Annotated in this window: 25 protein-coding genes; 17 read left to right on the plus strand and 8 right to left on the minus strand. The window is 60.1% G+C overall.

The features are described 5' to 3' along the window. Positions 1 to 34: 34 nt before the first annotated feature. Positions 35 to 904, minus strand: a complete 870-nt coding sequence (locus tag GOX63_RS01415; protein WP_170544606.1) for a LysR family transcriptional regulator — start codon at positions 902 to 904, stop codon at positions 35 to 37. Between the two features lie 106 nt (positions 905 to 1,010). Between GOX63_RS01415 and GOX63_RS01420 the strand changes: the two genes are divergently transcribed. From GOX63_RS01420 to GOX63_RS01430, 3 genes are read left to right on the plus strand one after another with little or no spacing between them, the layout of a single operon-like run. Further along, positions 1,011 to 1,853, plus strand: a complete 843-nt coding sequence (locus tag GOX63_RS01420) for an alpha/beta fold hydrolase (RefSeq protein WP_170324705.1) — start codon at positions 1,011 to 1,013, stop codon at positions 1,851 to 1,853. A 3-nt stretch (positions 1,854 to 1,856) separates the two neighbouring features. Then, the gene (locus tag GOX63_RS01425; RefSeq protein WP_170324706.1) at positions 1,857 to 2,105 is read left to right on the plus strand and encodes a hypothetical protein; all 249 of its coding nucleotides are present in this window, start codon (positions 1,857 to 1,859) and stop codon (positions 2,103 to 2,105) included. Between the two features lie 43 nt (positions 2,106 to 2,148). Then, positions 2,149 to 3,153 carry a GlxA family transcriptional regulator gene (locus tag GOX63_RS01430; RefSeq protein ID WP_170324707.1) on the plus strand — a complete coding sequence of 335 codons (1,005 nt, stop codon included), beginning with the start codon at positions 2,149 to 2,151 and terminating at the stop codon, positions 3,151 to 3,153. A gap of 3 nt (positions 3,154 to 3,156) precedes the next feature. On the opposite strand, the gene GOX63_RS01435 is transcribed toward GOX63_RS01430, so the two are convergent. The 5 genes from GOX63_RS01435 to GOX63_RS01455 all read right to left on the minus strand — a co-directional run bounded on the left by GOX63_RS01435 (position 3,157) and on the right by GOX63_RS01455 (position 9,143). Next, entirely contained in the window at positions 3,157 to 3,717 is a 561-nt protein-coding gene (locus tag GOX63_RS01435) for a sarcosine oxidase subunit gamma (RefSeq protein ID WP_170324708.1), read from the minus strand. Then, positions 3,710 to 6,655: a sarcosine oxidase subunit alpha family protein gene (locus tag GOX63_RS01440; RefSeq protein ID WP_170544609.1), complete on the minus strand. Its 2,946-nt coding sequence runs from the start codon at positions 6,653 to 6,655 to the stop codon at positions 3,710 to 3,712. The genes GOX63_RS01435 and GOX63_RS01440 overlap by 8 nt, the downstream gene beginning before the upstream one ends. Next, positions 6,652 to 6,939 carry a sarcosine oxidase subunit delta gene (locus tag GOX63_RS01445; protein ID WP_170324710.1) on the minus strand — a complete coding sequence of 96 codons (288 nt, stop codon included), beginning with the start codon at positions 6,937 to 6,939 and terminating at the stop codon, positions 6,652 to 6,654. Before GOX63_RS01445 ends, GOX63_RS01440 begins: the two co-directional genes overlap by 4 nt. A 12-nt stretch (positions 6,940 to 6,951) precedes the next feature. Continuing rightward, positions 6,952 to 8,202, minus strand: a complete 1,251-nt coding sequence (locus tag GOX63_RS01450) for a sarcosine oxidase subunit beta family protein (RefSeq protein ID WP_170324711.1) — start codon at positions 8,200 to 8,202, stop codon at positions 6,952 to 6,954. A 77-nt stretch (positions 8,203 to 8,279) separates the two neighbouring features. Next, positions 8,280 to 9,143 (minus strand): LysR family transcriptional regulator, encoded by an 864-nt coding sequence (locus tag GOX63_RS01455; RefSeq protein ID WP_170324712.1) that lies wholly within the window; start codon positions 9,141 to 9,143, stop codon positions 8,280 to 8,282. 108 nt (positions 9,144 to 9,251) lie between these two features. Here GOX63_RS01455 and GOX63_RS01460 point away from each other — a divergent pair, with 108 nt between their 5' ends. From GOX63_RS01460 to GOX63_RS01485, 6 genes are read left to right on the plus strand one after another with little or no spacing between them, the layout of a single operon-like run. Continuing rightward, positions 9,252 to 9,851 carry an amino acid synthesis family protein gene (locus tag GOX63_RS01460; protein ID WP_170324713.1) on the plus strand — a complete coding sequence of 200 codons (600 nt, stop codon included), beginning with the start codon at positions 9,252 to 9,254 and terminating at the stop codon, positions 9,849 to 9,851. Beyond that, complete coding sequence (locus tag GOX63_RS01465) at positions 9,823 to 10,602, plus strand: alpha/beta fold hydrolase (protein ID WP_170324714.1); 780 nt, start codon at positions 9,823 to 9,825, stop codon at positions 10,600 to 10,602. Before GOX63_RS01460 ends, GOX63_RS01465 begins: the two co-directional genes overlap by 29 nt. Beyond that, the gene (locus GOX63_RS01470) at positions 10,599 to 11,507 is read left to right on the plus strand and encodes a flavin reductase family protein (RefSeq protein ID WP_170324715.1); all 909 of its coding nucleotides are present in this window, start codon (positions 10,599 to 10,601) and stop codon (positions 11,505 to 11,507) included. The genes GOX63_RS01465 and GOX63_RS01470 overlap by 4 nt, the downstream gene beginning before the upstream one ends. Positions 11,508 to 11,519: 12 nt before the next feature. Then, on the plus strand, positions 11,520 to 12,554 hold the full coding sequence (locus GOX63_RS01475; RefSeq protein WP_170324716.1) for an LLM class flavin-dependent oxidoreductase: 1,035 nt from the start codon (positions 11,520 to 11,522) through the stop codon (positions 12,552 to 12,554). An 8-nt stretch (positions 12,555 to 12,562) separates the two neighbouring features. Beyond that, positions 12,563 to 14,041: an aldehyde dehydrogenase gene (locus GOX63_RS01480; RefSeq protein ID WP_170324717.1), complete on the plus strand. Its 1,479-nt coding sequence runs from the start codon at positions 12,563 to 12,565 to the stop codon at positions 14,039 to 14,041. 28 nt (positions 14,042 to 14,069) lie between these two features. Beyond that, on the plus strand, positions 14,070 to 14,936 hold the full coding sequence (locus tag GOX63_RS01485; RefSeq protein WP_170324718.1) for an urea carboxylase-associated family protein: 867 nt from the start codon (positions 14,070 to 14,072) through the stop codon (positions 14,934 to 14,936). Here the strand turns inward: GOX63_RS01485 and argE are convergent. Both argE and GOX63_RS01495 read right to left on the minus strand, forming a co-directional pair. After that, positions 14,933 to 16,090 carry an acetylornithine deacetylase gene (gene argE / locus GOX63_RS01490; protein WP_170544612.1) on the minus strand — a complete coding sequence of 386 codons (1,158 nt, stop codon included), beginning with the start codon at positions 16,088 to 16,090 and terminating at the stop codon, positions 14,933 to 14,935. The genes GOX63_RS01485 and argE overlap by 4 nt on opposite strands. Next, positions 16,087 to 17,271 (minus strand): M24 family metallopeptidase, encoded by a 1,185-nt coding sequence (locus GOX63_RS01495; RefSeq protein WP_170324720.1) that lies wholly within the window; start codon positions 17,269 to 17,271, stop codon positions 16,087 to 16,089. The genes argE and GOX63_RS01495 overlap by 4 nt, the downstream gene beginning before the upstream one ends. Positions 17,272 to 17,357: 86 nt before the next feature. Here GOX63_RS01495 and GOX63_RS01500 point away from each other — a divergent pair, with 86 nt between their 5' ends. From GOX63_RS01500 to GOX63_RS01535, 8 genes are all read left to right on the plus strand, one after another. Then, on the plus strand, positions 17,358 to 18,401 hold the full coding sequence (locus GOX63_RS01500; protein WP_170324721.1) for a pyridoxal-phosphate dependent enzyme: 1,044 nt from the start codon (positions 17,358 to 17,360) through the stop codon (positions 18,399 to 18,401). Further along, a complete protein-coding gene (locus GOX63_RS01505) occupies positions 18,398 to 19,543 on the plus strand; it encodes a M24 family metallopeptidase (protein ID WP_170544615.1) in 1,146 nt (381 codons plus the stop codon). The genes GOX63_RS01500 and GOX63_RS01505 overlap by 4 nt, the downstream gene beginning before the upstream one ends. Beyond that, positions 19,540 to 20,247 (plus strand): maleate cis-trans isomerase family protein, encoded by a 708-nt coding sequence (locus tag GOX63_RS01510; RefSeq protein ID WP_170324723.1) that lies wholly within the window; start codon positions 19,540 to 19,542, stop codon positions 20,245 to 20,247. Before GOX63_RS01505 ends, GOX63_RS01510 begins: the two co-directional genes overlap by 4 nt. Positions 20,248 to 20,394: 147 nt before the next feature. After that, positions 20,395 to 21,486: an ABC transporter ATP-binding protein gene (locus GOX63_RS01515; RefSeq protein WP_170324724.1), complete on the plus strand. Its 1,092-nt coding sequence runs from the start codon at positions 20,395 to 20,397 to the stop codon at positions 21,484 to 21,486. Positions 21,487 to 21,597: 111 nt separating this feature from the next. Next, positions 21,598 to 22,689 carry an extracellular solute-binding protein gene (locus GOX63_RS01520; RefSeq protein WP_170324725.1) on the plus strand — a complete coding sequence of 364 codons (1,092 nt, stop codon included), beginning with the start codon at positions 21,598 to 21,600 and terminating at the stop codon, positions 22,687 to 22,689. 66 nt (positions 22,690 to 22,755) lie between these two features. Further along, positions 22,756 to 24,027, plus strand: coding sequence for an ABC transporter permease (locus tag GOX63_RS01525; protein WP_170324726.1), 1,272 nt, complete (start codon positions 22,756 to 22,758; stop codon positions 24,025 to 24,027). A gap of 5 nt (positions 24,028 to 24,032) precedes the next feature. Next, complete coding sequence (locus tag GOX63_RS01530) at positions 24,033 to 25,244, plus strand: ABC transporter permease (protein WP_170324727.1); 1,212 nt, start codon at positions 24,033 to 24,035, stop codon at positions 25,242 to 25,244. Between the two features lie 160 nt (positions 25,245 to 25,404). After that, the gene (locus tag GOX63_RS01535; RefSeq protein WP_170324728.1) at positions 25,405 to 26,625 is read left to right on the plus strand and encodes an aminopeptidase P family protein; all 1,221 of its coding nucleotides are present in this window, start codon (positions 25,405 to 25,407) and stop codon (positions 26,623 to 26,625) included. Positions 26,626 to 26,713 lie beyond the last annotated feature (88 nt).

Raw genomic sequence — 26,713 nt, forward strand, 5'->3', positions numbered from 1 at the left:
ATGCCTGTACGGGCCCTTTGAAGGTACGTTAGGCTCAGCCCGCGATACGTAAAGGTATGGCGCTTTCAACTTCTTTACGGATCTCTTCGATCAGTGCCATTGCGGCAGGGTTCCGTCGTTTCAGGTGTGTCCGCGCAACATAGGCAATGTCGGGCGGGTCGGGGAACAGGTCGTCAATGATCTCCATATCCGGGGTGACATGCAGGCCGTTCAGCAGCGCAACACCCAACCCCGAGCGCACTGCCGACTGGATACCGGCGGCACTTGGGCATTCCAGAACATTGTCGAACCGATGCGGCCCGTGACCCATGCCCCAGAGCCGGTAAAAGCACTGGCTGTCGAAGGACAGGAACGGCACAGGGGCGGTGAGGTCGACGTGAAACTCGGGCGATTTGACCCAATGCAGATCGTCCTCGAACAGGATCAGGTCATCGGGCAGCACGTCGTGGCGAAAGATCTGCATGACCGCCACGTCCAGCTCTCCGGCCTTTAACCAGGCCTGCACGTTCAGGCTTTGGCTGGTACGAGTTCGGACCTGAACGTCGGGATAAAGCCGCGTGAAGCGGCCCAGAATTCGGGCGATGCCACTGGTGGTGGTGTCTTCGGTCATCCCCAGACGAATGCTGCCGGACAGAGGTTTCTTACCCAATGTTGCCAAGGCTTCGTCATGCAACTCGGTAATCCGCCGGGCGTAGTCGCACAGCCGCTGACCGGCGTCTGTGAACAGTGGGCCTCCGGAACGGCGGGCCAGAAGATCGCAGTCCAGCGCCTGTTCCAATCGCCGGATCTTGTGGCTGACCGCCGATTGCGACAGCGCCAGATGTTCCGCCGCCCGTGTCACGCCGCCATGGGCTGCGATGGCGAGCAAGGCCCGAAGGGCGTCGATTTCCAAACGTTCGTTCATTTGCACTCACATGACAAAATCAGATGGACGAATGACAATCATTCATTTGAGTCACATCCTAGCGTCGGTTTAACCACGAGGAAAGACAAATCACCGGAGACCAACCATGTCACTACTCGTCACCGACCATGCTCTGATCAACAACACTCGCATCGCGCATGGCACCTATGGCACAGGCGAACCCGTCGTGCTGATCCACGGCACGCCGTCCTCATCCTATATCTGGCGCAACGTGCTGCCGGTTCTGGTTGATGCAGGCTACAAGGTTCATATCTACGACCTGCTGGGCTTTGGTCTGTCCGAACGCCCCTGCGACCCGTCGGTTGATACATCAGTCACCGCGCAGGTTCCGATCCTCGAGGGGCTGCTGGACCTGTGGGGACTGGATGACCTGCACGTGATCTCGCACGATATCGGCGGCGCGGTGGCCCCGCGTTTTGCCGTCCAGTCGCCCGGCCGGGTGCGGTCGTTGACCTTGATCGACGTCGTCAGCTTTGACAGCTGGCCTTCGAAACGAACCAAGGAGCAGATGCAAGCAGGTCTGCAACCTCTGATCGATGCACCTGATACCCGGCACCGGGAACACTTTCGCGAGTGGCTTTTCTCGACCGTGGTGAACAAACAGCTGCTGGCCGATACCGCGATGGAAACATATCTGGACTTTATCAGCGGCCCCATCGGGCAGGGCAGTCTGTTCCAGCATCAGGTCCGTCACTACGACCCCAAGCACACCAACAGCATCGACTATGCGAAACTCGGTGCATTGCCGGTTCAACTGATCTGGGGGGAGGATGACGCGTGGCAGGTGGTCGACTGGGCGCACAAGCTACATGACACCATTCCGGGGTCGGAACTGCACATTCTGGAAAACTGCGGTCATTTCGCGATGGAGGACCAGCCCGAACAGATATCGGCCCTATTGGTCGATTTCCTCAAGCGGAGAGGGTGAGGCATGGCAAAGATCAACACTTCTCGCCGTGGCCTGACGACTGTGTTTGAAGTCACCGGATCGGTGCTGGCCATGGCCTATGCCCTGCTGATCGCGTCGAACACAGGGGCGGAGCTTCTGGGCTTTGCGCTGTTGCTGTTGTCCGCTGGCCTGTTCGCAGCCTGGGCAGCGATCGACCGGCGCTGGACCTTTTTGTTGCTGCAGGGGTTTTACGCGACCTCGGCAATTATCGGGCTGATCCGCTGGGCGTAAACTTCGCATGGGGCTGCCGTGGTTTTCCTGCTAGTACAGCCCTATGCGCGATGGAAACAGAATCGAGATCGGCTTTTTGCTGTTTGACGGCTTTCCCATGGCCTGCCTGACCTCGGTGATCGAGCCGTTGCGGGCGGCCAACGAAATCGCCGGGCAAGAGGCGTTCTGCTGGTCGCTGATTTCAGAACGCGGTCAAAAGGTTCAATCCAGCGCCGGGGTCGGGTTTGAGGCTGAACGGTCGCTGGTCGACTGCAAGGACATCGGCATTCTGTTCCTGCTCAGCAGCCCGACCTCGGTTTTCGATAATCCGACGGCCGGGAATGGCGTGTTGCGCAGCCTTGGTCGGCACGGAACGGTTCTTGGCGGTATCAGCGCCGGGGTCTTTCCCTTGGTGCGATCAGGGGTCATGCAAGGTCACCCGGTTTCGGTCCATTGGTGTTATGAGGCCGCGTTCGAGGCCGAGTTTCCTGACTTGGATACTCGCAGCGAAGTGATCGTCAAAAGCACCGGCCGATACACGGTGTCCGGTGCCGCGGCGGGTTTTGACTTGGCTTTGCACCTGATTGAGGATCGGCTCGGCGGTGATGTGGCGCATGAGGTTGCCTGTTGGTTCCAGCACCCGATGATGCGCGGGGCAGGGGTTCGACAACAGGTACCTAGTGCCAATGCGCCCGGTACGGGTGACAGCCTGCCGCCGTTGGTGTCCCGCTGTGTTGGGCTGTTTGCAGCACATATGAGCCAGCCGATCTCAATCGCGGACGTAGCGCAACAGACTGGTGTCACGCCTCGCCAGATCGAACGCGCCTTCAAGCAAGCGACAGGGCAGAGCCCCAGCCACTATTACCGCGCCATGCGCATGAAGGCGGCGCGGCAGATGGTAGTTTATACCAAGGACCCGATCCCCGAGATCGCCGAGGCCGTCGGATACAGCTCGGTCTCGCCTCTGGTGACCCACTACCGCGCGGCCTTCGGGCTCAGCCCTAGCGAGGACAGGCGTCGCATCAACCGTTTTCGGGTCGAAGACAACGCTCCTCTGCCCTCGGTCTGAGGGTTATTGCACCGAGCGCATCGCCGTGACGATTGCGTGGTGCAGCGAACCGGCCGAAGATCGCGGACCGTATAGGCTGACCATCTCGGGCGACCGGCATAGTACGAAACAGCCCACGTGATGGATCGAACACCGCGCAGCGCTGCCCTCATCAAACTTGCGCAGATCAAGCTGGCACAGCAGTTCCAGCACCGCTTTGATGCCTTCACCGCTTAGATCAAACCGCGCCCACGCGTCAGTCTGTTCCGTCACCGAAGCCGCATCCTCAACGGTTGCCTTGACCTGAGCTGCAAGGTCTTCGTGGCTGTCGAACGGGGCTTCGGCCATCCATTGGTCCTGCCCAACCCAAAACGCTGTGACGGTCGTGCCAGCCCAGCGGCCAACCTCCGGCGCGGGCGCATCAATCAGCTTGGCAAGTGCCTTGGTGGCGTTGATTTCCTGTCCCATGCGCGCGGCGACCGATGCCAGCGCTACTTCTGGGGTTTCGGTGCATGTGACGCCACCTAGGGAGTCTACACGCGGCTCAGTTCCGCCAAGGGCGGTTATCGCTACAAGATCATGCACGCAGACGTTCTCCTTCAGGGTCAACGAAATGGGCCGAGACAAGTTCCACCTCAACAGTCAGGTTGGTCAGGGGTGAAACCAGACGCATTTTCTCACCCAGCCTTTCCGAGCCGTTTTTGACCAGACCCAGGCCAATGTTGCTGTTCAGGATCGGTGAATAAACGGCCGAGGTGACATAGCCCTGATCATGGGCTGCATCGACTGGACCGTCGGCATTCATCAGGTGACCACCTGCGGTGATCTTGTTCTCGGCCTCCAGAGGTTTGATCCCAACAAGCCGCAACCCATCCGGTTCAACCAGTGCCTCGCGTTCCGAAAGGATCGAGCCGATGCTGTCCTTCTTCTTTGACACCATCTTACCCAGCCCAAGGTTCAGCGCCGTTGTGGTGCCGTTCAACTCGCTTCCGGCCGCGTGGCCCTTTTCAACCCGCATCACGCCCAGCGCTTCGGTGCCGTAAGGCACAACGTCGAACTCTTCGCCTTCTGCCATCAGACGCCGCATCAGCGCATCGCCATAGCGCGAGGGGACGGCGATCTCATAGGCCAGCTCGCCCGAGAAAGAGATCCGGAACAGCCGCGCCCGCAGCCCGCCGCAGACGGTGACGTTGCCGCAAGCCATAAAGGGGAACGCCTCGTTCGAGATGTCGAACTCGGGATCGACGATCTTTTGCAGCAGCTTGCGCGCGTTGGGTCCAGCCACGGCGTATTGCGCCCAGCCTTCGGTGGTCGAGATCAGTTGCACGTCCATGTCGGGGCACAGGCATTGGCGCACAAATTCCATGTGGCGATAGACACTTACGGCGTTGGCTGTGGTCGTGGTGACGACGAAGTGATCTTCGGCCAGCCGCGCGGCGGTACCGTCGTCCATGACCATCCCGTCTTCGCGCAGCATCAGACCATATCTGGTTTTACCCACGGCCAGTTTGGCAAAGCCGTTGGCATAGATGCGGTTCAGGAACTCGGCGGCATCCGTGCCTTGGACATCGATTTTACCCAACGTGGTGCAGTCGCACACCCCGACAGATGCTCGGGTCTGGCGCACCTCACGGTCCACTGATTCCCGCCAGTGTGTCTCACCGGGTTGGGGGAACCACTGCGCGCGCAGCCAGTTGCCAACCTCGACAAACACCGCGCCGCGTTCCTTGGCCCAGAAGTGTGAGGGCGTCAGGCGGGTCGGGTGGAATTCCTGCCCCTTCATCCGGCCCGCGAAGGTGGCAATTGGAACCGGCGTGTAAGGCGGGCGGAAAATCGTGGTGCCGACCTCGGGGATCGACTTACCGGCCACTTCGGCCATGATCGCCAGCCCGGTGATGTTCGAGGTCTTGCCCTGATCGGTCGCCATGCCCAGTGTGGTATAGCGTTTCAGGTGCTCGACCGAGCGAAAGCCTTCCTGATAGCTCAGCTTCACATCCTTGACGGTCACGTCGTTCTGCTGGTCGACCCATGCGCGCTTGCAACCCTGCACATACCAGAAGGGTGTCTGCGCGATCGGAGCGTCCTCGGCCTCGGGCAGGTCGGGAAGGGCATCGGTCAGGTCCAGCGCCTTGGCCGCGCCCTCTGCACCGGATTGCAGAGCGCCATAGGTCGACATGATTCCGTTTGCCGCGCCTGCCACGGACATGCCCACGGGCAGTTCGCCACCGGGAACAAAAGCCGCCAGCGCTTCGTTCCAGACCGGGCGACCACGCTGGTGGCAGGTCAGGTGGACATTCGGGTTCCAGCCCCCAGACACACCCAGTGCACCGCAATCCAAGGTTCGGGTCGAGCCATCGGGCAAGGAGACTTCGACAAAGCTCAACCCGTGGCGGCCTTTGGTATTCGTGACCTGAGCGCCCTTCAACACTTCGTAGTCATAGCTGGAGGGCGCGTCCTCGCGCACATCCACCACAGCGGCGATCCTGACGCCCTTGGCGTGCAGATCAGCGGCGGTCCGGTGGCCGTCGTCGTTGTTGGTGAAAATCGCCACGCGCTGCGACGCCGTGACCGCGAAGCGGTTTGCATAGGTGCGCAAGGCGCTGGCCATCATGATGCCGGGCCGGTCGTTGTTTTCGAACGCAATCGGGCGTTCCGTGGCCCCGGCACACAACAACGCCTTTTGCGTGTAGATGCGCCACAGGATCTGGCGCGGTTTTCCCTCCGGCAGGGTGGCCAGGTGATCTCCGGTCCGCTCCACCGCGCCATAGATGCCATGATCGAATGCGCCGATCACGGTTGTGCGCGGCATCAGGCAGACGTTGGGCATCGAAGACAGTTCAGCCACCGCCTGCGTGGCCCAGTCCGAAGCGCTGTGGTCGCCGACCGTAAAGGTCTCGCTGTTCAGACGCCCGCCGAGGGCGAAGTCCTCATCGGCCAGGATGACATCGGCGCCAGCACGACCAGCGGTCAGAGCCGCCATCAGACCAGCAGGACCGGCCCCGATGATCAGCAAATCGCAGTGGCGGAATCCCTTGTCGTACTCGTCCGGATCGGCCTCCATCGACAGAGACCCCAAGCCAGCAGCGCGACGGATTATTGGCTCGTAGAGCTTTTCCCAAAACGCCGCAGGCCACATGAAGGTCTTGTAGTAGAACCCCGCCGACAGGAAGTTCGAGAACATGTCGTTCACCGCCAGCGCATCGAATTTGAGGCTGGGCCAGCGGTTCTGCGAATAGGCCTCCAGCCCGTCGAACATCTCAATGGTTGTAGCGCGGGTGTTGGGTTCTTTCCGGGCACCAGTGCGCAGTTCGACCATGCCGTTGGGTTCCTCTGACCCTGCGGTCAGCAACCCACGCGGGCGGTGGTATTTGAACGACCGCCCGATCAGGCGCACATCGTTGGCCAGCAGGGCCGAGGCCAGAGTGTCACCAGAGTGGGCGGTAAGGTTGCGCCCGTCGAAACGGAAGCTCAGAGAAGTGTTGCGATCGATCTGACCGCCATCAAGCCTGTTGGTTTGTGTCATTTGGATCGCCCCCGAGCGCGGGCCACGTCGCGGGCCATTTCCACCTTCGAAATCTCATGTGTCAGCGTGTTACGCGTGACGACCAGCCAAGAGCGATCTCCGGCCTCGTGATACCAAAGCTCCTGATGCTCTCCGGCGGGATTGTCGCGCAGATAGCCGTATTCATAGTATGCCTCGGCTGCGTTCTCGTCCTGCCAATCGGGGCGGTCGATCAGGGATGCGTCGCCCAGATAGGTGAATTCTGACGCGTCACGCGGGCCCAGAAGGGGATGGTTGATAATCATGGAACGGTCCCCTCAGTGCAGGTTGGGCTGGTTGCCCACGCCTTTTTCGTCGATCATCCGGCCGGTCTGGAACCGGTCGAGGCGATAGGCGGTGGCAACCGGGTGTGGTTCGTCCTTCGCCAGAAGATGCGCAAAGCAATGGCCTGAGGCCGGGGTCGCCTTGAACCCGCCGTAACACCAGCCACCGTTGAAATAGAGCCCTTCGACCGGGGTGCGGTCGATGATGGGCGATCCATCCATCGACATGTCCATCACGCCGCCCCACATCCGCAGCAGGCGCGCGCGCCCGATCATCGGCATCAGAGCGATACCGCCTTCGCAAACATCCTCGACCACCGGCAAGTTGCCGCGTTGGGCATAGGTGTTGTAGCCGTCGATATCGCCGCCAAAGACCAGCCCGCCCTTGTCAGACTGGCTGACGTAAAAGTGGCCCGCGCCAAAGGTGATGACGCTGGGCAGAACGGGTTTCAGGCCCTCGGATACAAAGGCCTGCAGGACGTGGCTTTCGATCGGCAGGCGCATCCCGGCCATTCCCATCACTCGGCTGGAACTGCCTGCAACCGCGCAACCCACTTTGTTCGCGCCGATGAAGCCCTTGGTGGTCTCCACGCCCAGACATTTTCCGTTCTCGATCCGTAGACCGGTGACCTCGCAGTTCTGGATGATATCCACGCCGTGCAGGTCAGCCGACCGCGCAAAGCCCCAGGCCACCGCATCGTGGCGGGCTGTACCTGCACGTCGCTGCACCAGGCCGCCTTTGATTGGAAAGCGGGCGTCGTCGAAGTTCAGGTAGGGGTGCTCCTTGCGCACTTGGTCAGCATCCAACAGCTCGGCATCCGCGCCGTTCAGGATCATCGCATTACCACGTCGTGTATAGGCGTCGCGCTGGCCGTCGGTGTGGAACAGGTTGATGATCCCGCGTTGGCTCATCATGGCGTTGTAGTTCAGGTCTTGCTCAAGCCCTTCCCACAGCTTCATCGAGAACTCGTAAAACGGTTCGTTCCCGTCGAGCATGTAATTCGAGCGGACAATCGTCGTGTTCCGCCCCACATTGCCACCGCCGATCCAGCCTTTTTCGACCACGGCCACGTTGCGATGACCATAGACCTTGGACAAGTAGTGCGCTGTAGCAAGGCCATGGCCTCCGCCACCGATCACGACGATGTCGTAATGCGCCTTGGGTTCGGGTTCGCGCCAGACCGGTTTCCACCCTTTGTGGCCGGTAAGCGCCTCTTTGATGACTCGAAAGCCGGAATATCGCATGAATCGGACCTTTTTCGCCAGAATTCACTATTCAGAGGTATTTGGATATCCTCAGATGCGACATCGGCTTGCCTGAATCAGACTTGCGCGTTTGTCTCATCGCGCTGAATTTCGGTAAACCATTGCACAAAGGCATCAACCTCGGGCGAGCGCCGTTGCACTGCAAGAAAGTACCCTTCGCTGGCCGCAGCAGAGGCATCGGATGCAAGCACGACCTGACCGGTTTGCAGGGCATGACCGGCGATCAGAGCGTTGACCAAAGCAACACCGTTACCAGTTGTGGCCAATTGCAGGGCAAGGCCATAGGAATCGACATAGAACGCAGGGGCACCGACCGGTAGATTTGTCGCTTCGGCCCACGACCCCCAATTGTCCGATGTTCCAACAGTTCCGATCAGCGGCAGGTCTTGCAGGCCGCCCGAAAGCTGTGGTGCTTTCACTGCGATCAGGTGATTGGGCCGCAGTGCTGTCGCATCCCGACCAACCTGCTTTTCAGACCCGAACCGAATCTCGACATCCGCGCGAGAAGCTGCGAATTCATCGGGCCAGATTGTACTGACGAACCGCACGGACGTATCAGAGTTTTGCTTCTGAAACTGGGGCAGTGCCGGGGAAATCACCCATTCCAGCACACTGACTGAGGCCGCAACGGTAATATGCCGCGCCCGTTCCTCCGCCAGATAGGGCGAGGCGGCGGAATGTAACATCTCAAGCGCGGCCTCGACCTGTGGCAGAAGCTTGCGGCCTTCGTCGGTCAGGGACAGCCCGCGCGCATGGCGGTGAAACAGCACCACGCCCAACCGGGTTTCCAACGACCTGATCTGCTGGCTGACGGCGGATTGGGTCAGCCCGATCTCCTCGGCGGCGGCAGTCGAACTGAGCCGTCGGGCCGCGGCTTCGAACGATCTGAACCAAGTCAGCGGGGGCAGGGATTTCGACATTGGTAACCTACATATTAGAGTCATTAATACCTAAGACCGAAGTTCTTTCGTTTGTCAAAGCGGCCCCTGGGCGAGGATAGTTTGTCAACGACAGAAAAGGGGGCGCCTGTGGAGCCAAATATTCGGAAAATCGTGACCTATGACGAAGAGGTTCTGGTCGAAGGATTTCGCAAGGCCGAGCGCCCGTGGCGGATGTTCGCAGTGGCCGCAGTGGTGTCGAACCCGTGGGCGGGCCGCTATGTCGAAGACCTGCGCCCCGAGATTCTGAGTTTTGCCCCGATCCTGGGCGAAGAACTGACCAGTCGGATGATCGCTTTGGCGGGCAGCGGTGATGCCATCGAAGCCTATGGCAAGGCCGCCGTTGTGGGGCTGGATGGCGAGGTCGAGCACGCCTCGGGCCTGATCCATACGCTGCATTTCGGCAATCACTTCCGGCAGGCAGTGGCGGCGAAATCCTACCTGTCCTTCACCAACACACGTGGTCCGGCAAACGCGCCGATCATGGTGCCGTTGATGGACAAGAACGATGCGGGTCGTCGGTCTCACTACCTGACGCTGCAATTCGCCATTCCCGATGCACCGCGCGCGGATGAGGTGGTGATCGTGCTGGGCGGTGCAACCTCGGGGCGGCCTCATCATCGGATCGGAGACCGGTATCAGGACTTGAAGGATCTGGGTCATGACGTGGACAACCCGGCCTCGGTCTGAATACGGCGAACTGGCCGCGATTGACGCGGGCACGGGGCCTCTGGTCGTTCTTTTGCACGGCGTCGGCTTGCGGGCCGAGGCGTGGGGCGCACAGATCGAACCGCTGGCCTCTGCCGGGTATCGCGTACTGTGCCCGGATATGCCCGGGCATGGCGAAACGCCGCTCACTGCGGTCGACGGGCTGGACAGCTATGCCGCGCCGGTTGCCGCGTTGATACATGAACCCGCCGTATTGATCGGGCATTCGATGGGGGCGCTGATTGCGACCTACATCGCGGCCTCGGGAAACCCGAACATCAAAGGCGTTGCCGCCCTGAATGCAATTTTTCAGCGGCCGGAGGCAGCCCGAAAAGCGGTCCTGTCGCGGGCGTATGCGTTGGATGAAACGCAATCGAACGATCCGACGGTCACTCTGCAACGGTGGTTTGCCGAGGAGGCGTCAGCGGAACGCGACGCCTGCGCGCGCTGGCTGCAAGAGGTCGATCCGCGAGCCTATAAGGCCGCCTACACGGTGTTCGCCGAAAGCGATGGGCCGTCGGGCGCGCAATTGGCAGCAATAAAATGCCCGGCCTTGTTTCTGACTGGCGCGGATGAGCCGAACTCAACCCCTCAAATGTCGCGCGACATGGCCGGGTTGGCGCCACGGGGACAGGCCGAAATCATCCCGAACGCGGCGCATATGATGCCGATGACCCATGCAGATGCGGTCAACGCCGTCCTGTTGCGCTTTCTGCAGGAGTGTTTGCCATGACGATGCTTGACCCAAGAGCCCTGCGTGATGCCTTTGGCAGCTTCATGACTGGTGTGACAGTGGTGACAACACGTGACGCAACCGGCGCTCCGGTCGGATTCACGGCCAATTCCTTTTCCTCGGTGTCCCTTGATCCGCCGCTGTTGCTGGTCTGTCCGGGCAAGTTCCTGTCCAGCTATGAGGTTTTTACCAACTGCCGACACTTCGCCGTCAATATTCTTGCCGAGGGTCAACAGGACGTCTCGAACACCTTTGCCGGATACAAGGGAGATCGCTTCGCGAAAGTGGCTCACCGGAACGGTTTGCACAATCTGCCGCTGATCGACGGAGCGCTGGCGCAGTTCTGTTGCGAAACGCATCAGGCCGTCCCGGCGGGCGACCACACCGTTCTAATGGGACGGGTGCTTGAGTTCTCGCACGCTGCGGGTGACGGCCTTGGTTATGTAAGCGGCTCGTATTTCAGCCTTGGGTTGGAGCGTGAGATCGACTCGAAAGTGCCGACGCTTTGCGGAGCTATCATCGTTTCAGGTGACAAGGTTCTGCTGGAGCATCATGACGGGCATTTGCGTCCCGTCCAGGTCGCGGGGGCCGAACCCGGTGGCCAGCGAAACAGGCTGGCACAGGGGTTGGCCGAGCGGGGCATTCAGGCGCGGATCGATCAGGTCTATTCCGCGTTCAATGATGTGGACACCAAGCTGCACTACACTTTCTTTCTGGCATCGGCCGAACAGGCCGCACCGCCCGAAAACACCCGTTGGGTCGCGGTCGAGGACCTGCCCAACTTGACCTATGTCACACCTGGCATTCACCACATGATGACCCGCTTTGCGCGCGAGGCCCAGACCGGCGATTTCGCCCTCTATCTGGGCGACGCAGAGCGGGGCGACATTCACAGTTTTCGCTAAAGGAGCCGGATGATGGAGTTTTCTCTGTTTGCCCATATGGAGCGTCTGACGCCCGACCAGCCTCATGACGTTCTCTACGACGAATTCGTGGGTCTGGCGAAGATGGCCGACGAGGGCGGCATGCGCGCGGTCTGGACTGGTGAACATCACGGGATGGAATTCACCATTGCGCCTAACCCGTTCTTGCCTCTGGTCGATCTGGCGCACCACACCAAAAACGTTCGCCTTGGCACCGGCACCGTGATCGCGCCGTTCTGGCATCCGATCAAACTTGCGGGCGAGGCCGCGGCGGCGGACCAGATCACAAAGGGCCGCATCGAGTTGGGGGTCGCACGCGGGGCGTATTCGTTTGAATATGAGCGTCTGGCGCCGGGCATGGATGCGTGGGAGGCCGGTCAAAAGATGCGCGAATCCACGCCTCTGCTGCCGAAGATCTGGGAAGGCGACTGTTCGCACGAGGGCGAGTTCTATTCCTTCCCGGCGACGACCTCGGCCCCGAAACCGCTGCAGGATGGTGGACCTCCGATCTGGATCGCGGCGCGTGATCCCAATAGTCACGAGTTCGGCGTGCACAACGGGTTCAACATTCAGGTCACACCGCTGTGGCAGGGGATGGAAGAGATCGAGACTCTGATGGGCCGTTTCAACGATGCCTGCGACAGCTATGCCGGGCCGCGCCCCAAAATCATGCTGCTGCACCACACCTACGTCGGCAAAGACGACGCTGATGTTGCGCAAGGGGTCGAGGATTTACGGCGCTATTACAACTACTTCGGCGCTTGGTTCCTGAACAAGCGACCCATTCAGCAGGGGTTGATCGAACCGATCTCTCCTGAGGAAATGGACGCAAATCCGATGTACACCACCGAGAAGCTGGGCCAGGACCTGACCGTCGGGACGGCGCAGCAGGTGATCGACCGGATCAAACGCTATGAGGATCTGGGCTATGATGAGTTTTCGTTCTGGGTCGACAGTGGCATGACCAACGACCGCAAACGCGCCTCGCTGGCGCGGTTCATCGACGACGTCATGCCAGCCTTTCAGTGAGGATCACTATGGGAAACCTACCACATTTTCAGCTGTTCATTGATGGGGATTGGACCGAGGGGTCGGATGGTCAGGTCATGACATCCGAGAACCCAGCGACCGGGCAGGGGTGGGCCACTTTTGCCTGCGCCTCGGCCGGTGATGTCGATCGCGCAATTGCCGCAGCCAAACGGGTTCTTGACGATCCGACATGGCGCGACATGACGCAAACCGCGCGGGGAAAGCTGCTGTATCGTCTGGCCGATCTGGTGGCGGAAAATGCCAGACGATTGGGAGAATTGGAGACCACAGACAGCGGCAAGCTGCTGGCAGAGACTTCGGCGCAGACGGGATATGTTGCGGACTATTACCGTTATTTCGCAGGGCTGGCGGATAAGATCGAAGGCACAGTTCTGCCCATCGACAAGCCCGACATGCACGTTTTCACAACGCGAGAACCGATCGGCGTTGTGGCGGCCATCGTGCCGTGGAATGCGCAGATGTTCCTGACGGCCACAAAACTGGGTCCGGCCTTGGCCGCGGGGTGTTCGGTGGTGCTGAAAGCCTCGGAAATCGCGCCTGCGCCGATGCTGGAGTTTGCGCGTCTGATCGAACAGGCCGGGTTTCCGCCCGGCGTCGTCTCGGTCATCACCGGCGACGCCGAGAATTGCGCCATTCCGTTGACCCGCCATCCAGATGTCGACCGGATTGCCTTTACCGGAGGGCCGGAAACCGCGCGGCATGTGGTGCGCAACTCGGCCGAGAACTTTGCGGTGACTTCGTTAGAGCTGGGCGGCAAGTCCCCGATCCTTGTGTTCGATGACGCTGATCTGGACGGCGCGGCAAACGGGCTGATCGCAGGGAACTTTGGCGCTTCGGGTCAAAGCTGTGTGGCGGGGACGCGCGGGCTGGTGCATCGGTCCATTCTGGAGCCGTTGATCGAACGGATAGAACAGAAAGCCAGCGCCATTCGGTTGGGCGATCCGCTGCACTCTGATACGCATGTCGGCCCGCTCTGTACCGCTGCTCAGGTACGCAAGATTGAGGCGACCTTGGCTGCGGCGCAGGGGCAGGGCGCGGTGATCCGATTTGGCGGTGCGCCTGCGGATCGTCCGGGCAACTACATGAGGCCGACACTGGTTCAATGCGCCTCACCCGAGACCGAAACGCTGAAGGTTGAGATGTTCGGACCCGTGATGTCTCTGCTGCCTTTCGACACCGAAGACGAGGCCATCGCGTTGGCAAACAGCACGCCCTACGGTTTGGGTTCGGGGGTCTTCACGCAGAATCTGGCGCGGGCGCATCGGGTGTCAAAACGCATCAAGGCAGGGATCTGCTGGGTGAATACCTACCGAGCGATCTCTCCGATTGCGCCTTTTGGCGGGTTCAATCAGTCGGGCTATGGGCGGGAAGCTGGGGTCGAGGCGATCCTCGACTATACCCGAACCAAGACAACCTGGATCAGCACCGCGCAAGAGCCGATGGCGAACCCGTTTGTAATGCGTTAAGCCTGTGTAAACGCAGGGGAGGGCGCTCATGAAACTGGAAAAACCAAACTTCGCGGCACCAGCGGACGCGGAGGAGCGCAAGGTCATTCCTCCGGTCATCTGCTACCCGCCCGAGACGTTGGAGCAACCGGATATGGCTGCACTGACCACGCTGCGGAATGGGGCCAGCAAAACCGCCGAGGCCATCGCAGCGCCGCGGGATGCCGCCTGCATCGACGTGCCTGCTGGGGCGTTTGTTCGGGTGTTGTCGGTCGATGGCCCTCAGGTCGGCGACCTGAATATGTGGAACAAACACGACCTGACCGAGCGGTTTTATTCCGGCAAGACCCGCGCCCTGCATGGGACCCACCTGTCGACCGGAGACCGTATGTGGTCGAGCTTTCCCAATATGCGCCCGATGGCGACCATCGTGAACGACACGCTGGACTGGTATGGGTTCGATGCCTTTGGCGGTTCGGTCCATGACGTGATCGGCACGCGCTGTGATCCCTATACCGGGCGGTTGCTGTCGGGCGATGACTATCACTATTGCTGCCATTCCAACCTGACCCGCGCGTTGGCCAGCCATTGCGATCTACCGCTGCACGAGGCCGAGATGCTGGTCCATGATGTGCTCAATGTCTTCATGTGCACCGGCTTCACACGCGACACCGGCCAGTACTTCATGAAGGCCAGTCCGGTGCGTCCGGGGGACTACCTGGAATTCTACGCCGAGATCGACCTGATCGTTGGGCTCTCGGCCTGTCCCGGAGGCGATTGTTCGTCCGAGCACTCCTCGGACGTCGCCGCCTGTTACCCGTTGGTGATGGAGGTCTATGATCCGGGCGAAGACGCCCGCGCGGCGCATGTTCAGCCGCCGCGATCCGCCTATGACCGGACACATGGAGCGGGTTAAGACGTCAGGCGACGCCTCAAACGGTCCAGCATCCGGCAGCACAGGTCGAGCTGTTCGATCTCGACATATTCATCCGCTTTGTGCGCCTGCGTGATCGAACCCGGCCCGCAGACAATTGCATGCACGCCCAGTTGCTGGAACAACCCGGCTTCGGTGGCAAAGGCGACAACGCCGGTGCCGTTCGCGCCGGTCAATTCGGCGACCAATTCGCGGGCGGTGTTTTCGTCCATGGGTTCAAGTCCCTGAACCTCGGCGACCGCCTCCTGCGTGATGTTAGCCTCGGGGTGGACCGCCTGCATGTCGGGCAGCAGCGTGTGTTGCACATAGTCCGACAGGGTTTTGCGCACCAGTTCCGCATCGCTGGATTGAACGGGGCGCATTTCCCACGCAACTTCGGCCTTGCTAGCGATCACGTTATGAGCAACGCCGCCCGAGATGCGCCCGACATTGACCGTGGTCCACGGTGGCTCGAACGGGCTGCCCTTCGGTGCGCGGGATTTCAGGATGTGGCGCAATTCCAGCAGCTTGCCGATATAGCGCGCCGCGTATTCTGCGGCATTCACACCGTCATCCGGGGCCGAGCTGTGGCCTTCGAGGCCGACAAAGCTGGTGGTGTATTCGAAGCAACCCTTATGCCCCTCGATCACCCGCATCTCGGTAGGTTCGCCAATGATGGCGATATCCGGAACGATACCGCGCTTGGACAGGTCGTCCACGAGGTTCTGTGCGCCCAGGCAGCCGGTTTCCTCGTCATAGGTAAAGGCAAAATGAAGCGGTTGGGTAAGTTTGCTGATGTCCAGCGTCTCGGCAAAGGCCAGTGCTGCGGCGATGAAGCCTTTCATGTCACAGGTGCCGCGACCATAAAGTCGACCGTCCTTCTCGGTCATCTGAAATGGGTCGGTGGTCCAGTCTTGATCTGCCACCGGAACCACATCCGTGTGGCCGGACAGCAGGATGCCTCCGGGCATGTTCGGCCCCAGCGTAGCAAAGACATTCGCCTTGGCTCCGGTCGCATCCCGCGTTTCGATGCAGAGCGCGCCCAGCGCCTCCAGCCGTTCGGTCAGATAGCGGATGATCTCAAGGTTGCTGTCGGTGGACACCGTTTCAAAGGCGATCAGGTCGGCAAGGATTTCGGTGGTTCTCAGCAGGGTCATGGTTTCACAAATAGTTTGCGGGGCCGGTTACAGAAACACTCGGCAGGTCCGGTTTCGGTGATCAGGATCGACTCGGTGATCTCAAGGCCCCAGTCATCCATCCAGAGGCCGGGCATGAAGTGGAAGGTCATGCCGGGTTCAAGAACGGTCTCATCCTCGGGGCGCAGGGATATGGTGCGTTCACCCCAATCCGGCGGATAGCTGAGACCCACCGGATAGCCGCAGCGCGCGCCGCGTTCGATCCCGGCGCGTTCCAGCGGGGCGGCCAGCGCCAACGCGATGTCTCGCGCTTGGTTGCCGGCACGGGCGGCGTCCAACCCGGCCTCGAGCCCTTCGGCTAGCGCAGCCTCGGCCCGTAACAAATGATCGGGCGGCTGGCCCAGAAAGACAGATCGGCAGAATGGCGTGTGATAGCGACGGTAACAGCCGGACAGTTCGAAGAATGTACACTCGCCGGATTTGAAAGGCGCGCCATCCCAAGTCAGATGCGGGGCGGCGGCATCCGGACCCGAGGGCAGCAGGGGCACGATGGCGGCGTAGTCCCCCCAATCGTCCCCCACGCCCGAGATCGCGTCGTGGTAAATCTGCGCAACCAACTCGTTCTTGCGCAGCCCGGGTTCAACCCGCTCCAGCACGCCGTCGATCACGTGTTCTGAAATCCGGGCAGCCTTACGCATCAAGGCAATTTCTTCACCGGACTTCACAGCGCGCTGCCAGTTCACCAGCGCGTTCGCGTCGACCAGTTCAGCCTGCGGAAGTTCTGCCAGCAAAGTCAGATGCGCCTTGGCCGAGTAGTAATAATTGTCCAACTCGACTCCAATCCGGCCTGCAGCCAATCCGCAGTCTCGGATCAATGCCGCAAGGTCCTGCATCGGGTGCCGGAGGGTTGATTGCACAAAGTGGTCCGCATAGCCGAATATCCGATCGTCCGGCATCCAGACCGTCCGCCGTGCGCCATTGGCGTCCTGATTGCGCCCCCACCAGATCGGGTCGCGGTCATGCAGGACCAGAACGCCTTGATGTACGTAAAAGGACCAGCCTTCATACCCCGTGAGCCACGCCATGTTCGACGGGTCCTCGACAAACAGCGCATCCAGCCCTGCCTTTGCCATGGCCGCGCGCGTCTTTGACAGCCGACGGTCATATTCGGCCTGGCTGAAGGCCGGATCGGCATGGGCCATGGGCTGCTCCCTTCGGTGACTGAGTTTTGTTGACAGAACTAGACGAATCCGATCACGTCAATGGGCAACACAGGGAAGACACTCAGTTGAAAATCACATCCAACCCGTATCGTGCCGGTCAGAAACTGATTGATGGCGCACCGTTTCCGTCTACGAATGTGGCGCGCGCCTCGGAATTGATCGCGCGTTGCCTGTCCGCTGACGAGACCCCATTGACCGAAGTTCCGGGGCTGGCGGATGTCGCGCACCTCTGGGTCAAGGATGAACGTGGACGGATGGGGCTGGGGTCGTTCAAGGCCTTGGGCGCGGCCTATGTTATCGCGCGCCATGCGGCAGAGACTGCCGAAACGCCGGACACCGCAACGCTGTCGGGCCGCACCTATGTCACGGCCAGCGCGGGCAATCACGGGTTAAGCGTGGCGTCAGGCGCGCGCAGGTTTGGGGCGGATGCCGTGGTCTACATCGCTGATACCGTGCCCGAGAGCTTTGCCGAACGCCTGCGTGATCAGGGCGCAAGGGTTGTGCGTGAAGGGGCGGATTACGCCGCCAGTATGGACGCCGCCAGTAAAGCTGCGAGCGACAACAACTGGACATTGCTCTCGGACAGTTCGTGGGAGGGGTACTACGATCTACCGCATACTCTGATGGAGGGGTATTTGCAGATGGCGGCCGAGGCCGCGCGGCAATGCCCTCAGGTGCCGACCCATATCATGCTGCAGGCCGGTGTCGGTGGAATGGCCGGCGCTGTTGCGGCCTATGCGCGAACCGTCTGGGGGGATGCACCGCAAATCATCGTGGTCGAACCCGAAGCGGCTCCGGCCCTGCAGGCCAGTATCGAGGCAGGTGCCTGCGTTTTTGCCGATGGCCCCGACAGCGTGATGGGACGGCTCGATTGCAAAGAGCCGTCGTTGATTGCTTTGAATGGTCTTGCGCGCGACGCAGATAGTTTCCTAACCCTTTCTGATGAGCAGGTGACCGAGCATCTTCCAGCTATGGGCGCGGCGGGTATCGCCACCACCGCGTCAGGCGGGGCAGGGGTTGCCGCCGTCATGAATGCCCAAGTGCGCGAAGCCCTGGGCATCGGCCCCGATGCCCGTGTCCTGTGTTTCCTGTCCGAGATCGCCGAATGAGAGGTTTTGAGACGTCCGAATTCGGCGTGCGAACGGAACGCGCGCAACGCCGGATGGCGCAGGTGGGCCTTTCGGCTCTGTTGCTGACGACCGAGCCCGAGATCCGCTATTTCACCGGCTACCTGACCCGGTTCTGGGAAAGCCCGACGCGTCCGTGGTTCCTGATCCTCCCAGTTTCGGGCAAACCGATTGCAGTGATTCCATCGATCGGGGCGGCGCTGATGTCGCAGACTTGGGTGGATGATATCCGCACCTGGAGCGCCCCGGACCTTACCGACGATGGTGTCAGCCTGCTGGCCGATACTCTGCGCGAGGTTTGCCCGGAGGATGCGGTCATCGGTCTGCCGGATGGGCACGAGACTCATGTCCGTATGCCGCTGGCGGACCTGAACCGGTTGAAGCAGCAGGTGGGGAACCGGGTTTTGGGCAGCGACGAAGGTATTCTCCGCGCCCTTCGGATGGTCAAATCCCCGGCTGAGATTGCGAAGATCGAAACCGCCTGCGCCATTGCGGGGCGCGCCTTTCAGCGCGTGCCCGAGATTGCCAGTGAAGGCGTCGCGCTGGACGAAGTCTTCCGCCGATTCCAGATGCTGTGTCTGGAAGAGGGCGCGGACTGGGTGCCGTACCTTGCGGGCGGGGCTGAACAGGGGGGATATGCTGACGTGATCTCACCGGCCCGTGCCTCCGCGTTGGCACCCGGCGATGTTCTGATGCTGGATACCGGGCTGGTTTGGGACGGGTACTTCTGCGACTTCGACCGTAATTGGTCGATCGGAGCGGCCAGCCCACAGGTGCGAGATGCCTATGCGACGCTGATCGAAGCCTCGGATGCCGCATTCGAGACTGCGCGCCCCGGTGCAACGGCGGCGGAGCTGTTTCACGTCATGAACAAGGTGCTGTCCCGTACTTCAGGTGAAACAGGCGAAGGGCGGTTGGGACATGGCCTGGGAATGTCGCTGACGGAATGGCCGTCTCTGATCCCCACCGATCACACGGTGCTTGAGCCGGGAATGGTTCTGACGCTGGAACCTGGCATCGCTGTGGGCGACAAAATCCTGGTGCATGAGGAAAACATAGTGATCACCGAAGGGGCGCCACGGTTCATCAGCCCCAGAATCGGTCCGGAGTTGCCCGAGATATGAGTTATCTGCCCTACACGCTGGACAAGGACGATCCCGACGCCCCGCCAATGGGGTTGATCGTGTTGCAAACCGACGAAACGATCGAGCCCGAGTTTAACGCCTATTTCGCAGACCGGCGTGCGCCGATCTATGTTTCGCGTATTCCCAGCGGGGCGGAGGTGACGACGGATTCGCTGGCGGAAATGGAGAAAGCTCTGCCTGCCGCAGCAGACTTGCTGCCCAAGATTCGCCCTTACAAGGTAGTCGGATACGGATGCACGTCGGCCAGTTCGGTTATCGGGTCCGACCAGATCGAACGGATGGTGCAAAAAACCTGCGAAACGGCAGTGGTCACGAACCCTCTGCGTGCGGCGTCCGCCTGTGCGAACCACCTAGGCGTGTCTAAGTTTGCGCTGTTGTCACCCTATATCGAAGAAGTGAACGAACCGCTGCGACGGGCCTTTGCCAAAAACGGGGTTTTCATGGACGTTTTCGGCTCGTTCGGAGAGGCGGAAGAATCGAAAGTTGTACGCATTTCGCAGCGGTCCGTGGTGGATGCAGCACTGAGTCTCGGCGCTGATCCATCGGTTGAGGCTGTTTTCATAAGCTGCACGAATCTAAGAACATTTGATGCTATCCCCGAGATCGCAAGCCGCCTGAAAAAGCCGGTTTTGTCCAGCAATCAAAGCCTTGCATGGCACATGCGGAAACTGAATTCCGCTTAATGGTGATGCAGGCGCAATCGAAAATGTCTGACCTTTGTCACATTTTGGTTGCACGCCGCGTCTCGCTTGTCCTTTAATGAGGCCAATAGGTCGTTGAGATCCGGATAAACCGGGCAAACAGCAGACCACAGGGAGCCAAGTTGGTATATGTCAAATGACGCAGCGTTCGTCGAGTTTCAGCGTGTCCAGAAGTCTTATGATGGCGAAGTACTCGTTGTAAAAGATCTAAACCTCTCAATGCCAAAAGGTGAGTTTCTGACAATGCTGGGCCCGTCGGGGTCCGGTAAGACAACTTGCCTGATGATGCTGGCCGGGTTTGAAACCGCCACACACGGCGAAATCATGTTGGATGGGAAGCCGATCAACAACATCCCGCCGCACAAGCGCGGGATCGGGATGGTATTCCAGAACTACGCCCTGTTCCCGCATATGACTGTGGCCGAGAACCTCTCGTTTCCGCTGGAAGTGCGGAAGATGGGCAAGGATCAGCGCGAGGAAAAGGTAAAGCGGGCGCTGGATATGGTGCAGATGGGCGCCTTTGGCAGCCGTCGTCCGGCGCAACTGTCGGGTGGTCAGCAGCAGCGGATCGCTCTGGCGCGGGCCCTGGTGTTTGAACCTGAACTGGTTCTGATGGACGAACCGCTGGGCGCGCTGGACAAACAGCTGCGTGAGCATATGCAGTTCGAAATCACCCGTCTGGCGCATGAACTGGGGATCACCACCGTTTACGTGACGCACGACCAGACCGAAGCGCTGACGATGTCTGATCGTGTTGCCGTGTTCGATGATGGCCGTATCCAGCAGCTGGCTCCGCCAGACCTTCTGTATGAAGAACCAGAAAATAGCTTTGTTGCGCAATTCATTGGTGAAAACAACACATTGGAAGGCGTTGTTAAGTCAATCGACGGCGACTCGTGCGTGGTTGTTCTGGATGACGGGTCCGAGATTGATGCCAAGCCGGTGAACGTCCATAAAGCTGGTGATCGGACCAAGGTTTCGATCCGCCCTGAACGCGTCGAATTCAACAAGGATCGTCTGCACGCCGATGCGCATACGCTGAAGGCCACGGTGAAAGAGTTCATCTATATGGGCGACGTGTTCCGCTTTCGCCTGTCCGTTGCAGGCAATGATGACTTCATCATCAAGACCCGGAACGCGCCGGACGCGGTCAAGTTGCGCCCCGGCCAAGAGGTCGAGATCGGGTGGCTGGCACAAGACTGCCGGGCGCTGGACGCCTGATACAGGAATTCCCCGTGTGATCCGCCCGGGTGCGCGGGACATTAGATGATCGGGTTGCCCCGTGATCCGATCTTCAAAGCTAAAATTAACGGGTATAACAGGGAGTTAACAATGAAAGTTACCATAACCACTCTGATGGCGAGTGCACTTGCCGCGGTTGCCGGTGGCGCGATGGCCCAGGAGATGACGATCGTCTCGTGGGGCGGCGCATACTCCAAATCGCAGTTGAAAGCTTATCACGAGCCCTATTCGGAAAAGACCGGTATCACCATCCTGAATGACGACAGCTCGAACGAAGCGGTCGCCAAGCTGCGTGCGATGAACGAAGCGGGCAACATCACCTGGGATGTGGTTGACGTTGTGGCCTCGGATGCGATCCGTCTGTGCGACGAAGGTCTGGCGATGGAAATCGATCATGACACGATGCTGGAGCCAGCGCCCGATGGGTCGCCGGCCTCCGAGGATTTCGGTGAACTGATTGTCAGCGACTGCTACATCCCGAGCATCGTATATTCGACCACCTTCGGATATCGCACTGACCTGGTGGGCGACAACCCTCCGACCGAAATCTGCGCAGTGTTCGATCTGGAAACCTATCCGGGTAAACGCTCGCTGGAGAAACGCCCGATCAACAACATGGAATGGGCGCTGCTGTGTGACGGCGTTGCCAAGGACGACGTCTATGACGTGCTGGCAACCCCGGAAGGGCAGGATCAGGCGCTGGCCAAGCTGGACACCATCAAGGACAGCGTCGTGTGGTGGTCTGCAGGGGCCGACACGCCGCAGCTGCTGGCCGATGGCGAGGTTGTCATGGGCTCGACCTATAACGGTCGTCTGTTCAGCGTGATCGAAGAGCAGAACCAGCCGGTTGCGATGCTGTGGGACGCGCAGGTGTTTGACATTGACGGTTGGATTATTCCTGCTGGTCTGGATGAAGAGCGCAAGCAACGCGCGCTGGATTACCTGCGCTTCGCGACCGACACGCAACGTTTGGCGGATCAGGCCAAGTACATCTCGTACGGTCCGGCCCGTGCCTCGTCGGCACCGCTGGTTGGTCAGCACGCTGAACTGGGCATCGACATGGCACCGCACATGCCGACTGATCCGGAAAACGCCAAGAACACGTTCCTGTACAACTACGAGTTCTGGGCTGATTACCGCGACGATATCGACGCGAAATTCCAGGCATGGCTGGCACAATAAGCCTGTCTTGAAACGCAAGGTTGGGGCCACCAATGGCCCCGACCCACCAAAGACCAAGGGACGCAGATGACTGACGCTACTCAATCCGGTCCGATGCTGGCCGCCGATGGCACGCCACTGAAGAAATCGCTGGCGCGATCCCTGCGCCGCCGCAAACTACGGGCGCTGGCCCTAATTGCGCCCTTGCTGTTGTTTGTAATGCTCTCGTTCGTGATCCCGATCGTGTCGATGTTGATGCGTTCGGTTGAGAACGGCATCGTTGCTGAAACGCTCCCACTGACTGTGGTTGAGCTGCAGAACTGGGATGCCGAAGGTGGAGAGCTACCCGACGAAGCTCTGTACGCCGCGTTTATAAAAGACATGATCGTGGCCGTTGAGGCGAAAACGCATACGAGACTTGGCACACGCCTGAACTATGAGCAGACGGGCATGTCCTCGATGTTCCGGAAATCAGGGCGTAATATCAAGCGCTTGGACCCCGAAGCTGATGCACCGTTCAAGGAAAAGCTGATCGAGATTCACGACGGCTGGGGCGATGTCGAGACCTGGCGCACGATCAAAACCCATGCGGTTCCGATCACGAACGGTTATTTCCTGAACGCCGTCGACATGCGTCGAACACCCGAAGGTGCGCAGGCACAGCCCGAGGACAAACAGATCCTGATCAAACTGTTTGGCCGTACGTTGATGATGTCGCTGATCATTACCGGTGCCTGCATTCTGTTGGCCTATCCGGTTTCGTATCTGCTGGCGACGCTGCCAATGCGTGTGTCGAACCTGCTGATGATCCTGGTGTTGCTTCCCTTCTGGACGTCGCTGCTGGTGCGAACCTCTGCGTGGAAAGTCATGTTGCAGCAGCAGGGCGTGATCAACGAAACGCTCGTTTGGCTGGGTTTGGTCGCTGATGACGCACGGCTTGTGATCATCAATAACCAGTTTGGCACGATTATCGCGATGACCCACATTTTGCTGCCGTTCATGATCCTGCCGATGTATTCGGTGATGCAGACGATCCCGCCGTCCTATACCCGCGCGGCCAAGTCGATGGGGGCGACCAACTGGACGACCTTCTGGCGGATCTACTTCCCGCAATCCATTCCGGGCATAGGCGCGGGGTCGATCCTCGTGTTCATTCTGGCCATCGGCTACTACATCACGCCCGAGATCGTGGGCGGCACCAAAGGTGTCTTCATCTCTAACCGGATTGCCTATCACATCTCGTCCTCGCTGAACTGGGGTCTGGCTGCGGCGTTGGGGACGATCCTGCTGGCGGTCGTTCTGTTGCTCTACTGGTGCTACGACAAGATCGTGGGCATCGATAACGTGAAACTGGGATAAAGATCATGGCAGCACTTACACCTATATCCCGCAAACCGTTGTCGGTCGTTCTGCCGACGGTCGCCATTGCCGGAGGTTTCGTCGGCATGTTCGTCGGTGCCGGGCAGGGCAATGTCCTGCTGGGTATCCTAATCGGCGCCGCGCTGATGGCGGGGCTGGCCTGGGTCTATATCACCGTGCTCGACAATGAACGTGTTGCGCGCTGGATCACCGTTCTGGGGCTTGGCGCCATCGGTTTCTTCTTTGCCGGGATCACCGGTTTGATCGCCGGGCTTCTGGTCGGCTGGTTCTTTGCCTTCTTCATTTTCTGGCTCTACGAGGGCCGCTATCGGCAAAAGCTGTTGCCCTATCTGACAGGTCGACAGGTGTTCGAGCATTACCTGTTCCGCGTGATTTGCGGTGCGATCTTTGTCTTCCTGATCACGCCGATCCTTGTGGTTCTGCCGCTGTCGTTCAACGCACAGGACTTCTTTACCTTCACGCCCGAGATGCTGCGGCTGGACCCCGAAGGGTATTCGCTGAAGCATTACCGTGACTTCTTTACCAACAACGAATGGCAGCGCAGCTTCAAGAACTCGCTGATCATTGCGCCGATTGCGACGATCATCTCGGTGTCCTTGGGGACGCTGGCGGCCATCGGCCTCAGCCAGAGCCACGTACCAGGGCGTCGGGCCATCATGGGTATCCTGATCTCGCCCATGATTGTGCCGCTGATCATCTCGGCGACGGGGATGTTCTTTTTCTACAGCGACATCGGGCGGTTCCTTGAGGGAACGCTGGGCATGGACAAGAACTTTGTGGGCTATGTGAAGGTCATCCTCGCCCACGCTGTTCTGGGTATTCCTTTCGTGATCATCACGGTGACGGCGACTCTGGTCGGGTTTGATCAGTCGCTGACCCGGGCAGCCGCAAATATGGGGGCAGGGCCGGTGCGGACCTTTTTCAAGATCCAGATGCCGCTGATTCTGCCGGGCGTGATCTCGGGCGGCCTGTTCGCCTTCATCACCTCGTTCGACGAGGTTGTGGTGGTGCTATTCGTCGGTTCGGCAAGCCAGAAAACACTGCCTTGGCAAATGTTTACCGGTCTTCGTGAACAAATCAGCCCGACCATTCTTGCGGTGGCGACGATTCTTGTGGTGATCTCGATTGCGCTGCTGACCACGGTCGAACTGCTGCGGCGGCGGTCGGAACGCCTGCGGGGTCTCAGCCCGGCTTGACGCGACTCGAAAGCTGATTTAGCCCTTTCACCATGCACCCCGGTCGCGATGGCGTCGTGACGTAAAGCGGGGTGCATGGCTCTCGGTTCCCGAGGCCGCTTGTCCTGAACGCCGGGACTTGTGGCCGGGCTGTGCCTGTCCGGCATTGAGGAGAGACCAAATGACTGATCTGCAAAATCGCCCCGAGTTCTTCACCTGTCACAATGGCGACAAGGCTCCGCTGCCCTTCAGCAAGGCGGAATATGACCGTCGTCTGGCCAGCCTGCGCGCAACGATGGCGGCGCGTGATATCCCGGCGGTGCTGCTAACGTCGATGCACAACATCGCCTATTACTCGGGTTTTCTGTATTGCTCGTTCGGCCGTCCGTATGGCTGCGTGGTGACACAGGACGCATGCACGACCGTGTCGGCGAATATCGACGCGGGGCAGCCCTGGCGGCGCTCGGTCGAAGAAAACGTGATCTACACCGACTGGAAGCGGAACAACTACTGGCGCGCTGTGGCCAACCTGATCGGCTCGGCGGGTCGGATCGGTATCGAAGGTGATCACATGACCCTGGCCATGCGTGACACCGCGCTGGACATGCTGGGCGGGCCAGAGCTGGTGGACATTGCCCCCGATACCATGGCCGCACGCATGGTGAAATCCGCCGAGGAGATCGAGCTGATCAAGGGTGGCGCGCGCACGGCAGATGTGGGCGGTGCAGCCATTCACGCTGCCATCCGCGAAGGCGCGACCGAGATCGAGATCGCCATGGCCGGACGCGACGCGATGGAAGCAGAAATTGCACGCGCCTATCCAGATGCCGAGTACCGCGACACGTGGGTCTGGTTCCAATCCGGTTTGAACACCGATGGTGCGCATAACCCGGTCACCAAACGTGCACTGCAAAAGGGCGATATCCTGTCGTTGAACACGTTCCCGATGATCTCGGGCTATTACACTGCTTTGGAGCGCACCCTGTTCCTTGGCGAACCCGACGCGGAAAGCCTGCGCATCTGGAAGGCCAACGTCGCCGCGCATGAGCTGGGGCTGAGCCTGATCAAACCCGGCGCGACATGTTCTGGTATCTGCGAAGAGATCAACCGTTTCTTTGCCGACGAAGGCTTGCTGCAATACCGCTCGTTTGGCTACGGCCATTCCTTCGGCATTCTCAGCCACTATTACGGTCGCGAGGCCGGGCTGGAACTGCGTGAGGACATCGACACAGTGTTGGAGCCGGGCATGGTTGTCTCGATCGAGCCTATGCTGTGGATCCCCGAAGGCCAGAAGGGCGCAGGCGGCTACCGCGAGCATGACATTCTTGTTGTCGAGGAAAACGGCGCCGAGAACATTACCGGCTTCCCTTATGGGCCAGAACACAACACGATCAGCGCCTGATCGTATGGCAAGGAAGGGTCATCGGCCCTTCCTTACATCCAATCCGAGGGTGGGGTTGATTGTCCAGTTCAGCGATGTGTATCTGACG

Origin of the sequence: Ruegeria arenilitoris (genome assembly GCF_013031355.1) — a bacterium.
GTDB lineage: Bacteria > Pseudomonadota > Alphaproteobacteria > Rhodobacterales > Rhodobacteraceae > Ruegeria > Ruegeria arenilitoris_C.

Bases quoted from the DNA above. Each gene is read 5' to 3' on its own strand.
- GOX63_RS01455 (WP_170324712.1), bottom strand. From the start codon at position 9,143: ATGTCGAAATCCCTGCCCCCGCTGACTTGGTTCAGATCGTTCGAAGCC.
- GOX63_RS01510 (WP_170324723.1), top strand. From the start codon at position 19,540: ATGAGTTATCTGCCCTACACGCTGGACAAGGACGATCCCGACGCCCCG.
- GOX63_RS01480 (WP_170324717.1), top strand. From the start codon at position 12,563: ATGGGAAACCTACCACATTTTCAGCTGTTCATTGATGGGGATTGGACC.
- GOX63_RS01430 (WP_170324707.1), top strand. From the start codon at position 2,149: ATGCGCGATGGAAACAGAATCGAGATCGGCTTTTTGCTGTTTGACGGC.
- GOX63_RS01485 (WP_170324718.1), top strand. From the start codon at position 14,070: ATGAAACTGGAAAAACCAAACTTCGCGGCACCAGCGGACGCGGAGGAG.
- GOX63_RS01530 (WP_170324727.1), top strand. From the start codon at position 24,033: ATGGCAGCACTTACACCTATATCCCGCAAACCGTTGTCGGTCGTTCTG.
- GOX63_RS01515 (WP_170324724.1), top strand. From the start codon at position 20,395: ATGTCAAATGACGCAGCGTTCGTCGAGTTTCAGCGTGTCCAGAAGTCT.
- GOX63_RS01465 (WP_170324714.1), top strand. From the start codon at position 9,823: ATGACGTGGACAACCCGGCCTCGGTCTGAATACGGCGAACTGGCCGCG.
- GOX63_RS01525 (WP_170324726.1), top strand. From the start codon at position 22,756: ATGACTGACGCTACTCAATCCGGTCCGATGCTGGCCGCCGATGGCACG.
- GOX63_RS01520 (WP_170324725.1), top strand. From the start codon at position 21,598: ATGAAAGTTACCATAACCACTCTGATGGCGAGTGCACTTGCCGCGGTT.
- GOX63_RS01475 (WP_170324716.1), top strand. From the start codon at position 11,520: ATGGAGTTTTCTCTGTTTGCCCATATGGAGCGTCTGACGCCCGACCAG.
- GOX63_RS01505 (WP_170544615.1), top strand. From the start codon at position 18,398: ATGAGAGGTTTTGAGACGTCCGAATTCGGCGTGCGAACGGAACGCGCG.
- GOX63_RS01440 (WP_170544609.1), bottom strand. From the start codon at position 6,655: ATGACACAAACCAACAGGCTTGATGGCGGTCAGATCGATCGCAACACT.
- GOX63_RS01470 (WP_170324715.1), top strand. From the start codon at position 10,599: ATGACGATGCTTGACCCAAGAGCCCTGCGTGATGCCTTTGGCAGCTTC.
- GOX63_RS01450 (WP_170324711.1), bottom strand. From the start codon at position 8,202: ATGCGATATTCCGGCTTTCGAGTCATCAAAGAGGCGCTTACCGGCCAC.
- GOX63_RS01445 (WP_170324710.1), bottom strand. From the start codon at position 6,939: ATGATTATCAACCATCCCCTTCTGGGCCCGCGTGACGCGTCAGAATTC.
- GOX63_RS01495 (WP_170324720.1), bottom strand. From the start codon at position 17,271: ATGGCCCATGCCGATCCGGCCTTCAGCCAGGCCGAATATGACCGTCGG.
- GOX63_RS01420 (WP_170324705.1), top strand. From the start codon at position 1,011: ATGTCACTACTCGTCACCGACCATGCTCTGATCAACAACACTCGCATC.
- GOX63_RS01425 (WP_170324706.1), top strand. From the start codon at position 1,857: ATGGCAAAGATCAACACTTCTCGCCGTGGCCTGACGACTGTGTTTGAA.
- GOX63_RS01535 (WP_170324728.1), top strand. From the start codon at position 25,405: ATGACTGATCTGCAAAATCGCCCCGAGTTCTTCACCTGTCACAATGGC.
- GOX63_RS01415 (WP_170544606.1), bottom strand. From the start codon at position 904: ATGAACGAACGTTTGGAAATCGACGCCCTTCGGGCCTTGCTCGCCATC.
- argE (WP_170544612.1), bottom strand. From the start codon at position 16,090: ATGACCCTGCTGAGAACCACCGAAATCCTTGCCGACCTGATCGCCTTT.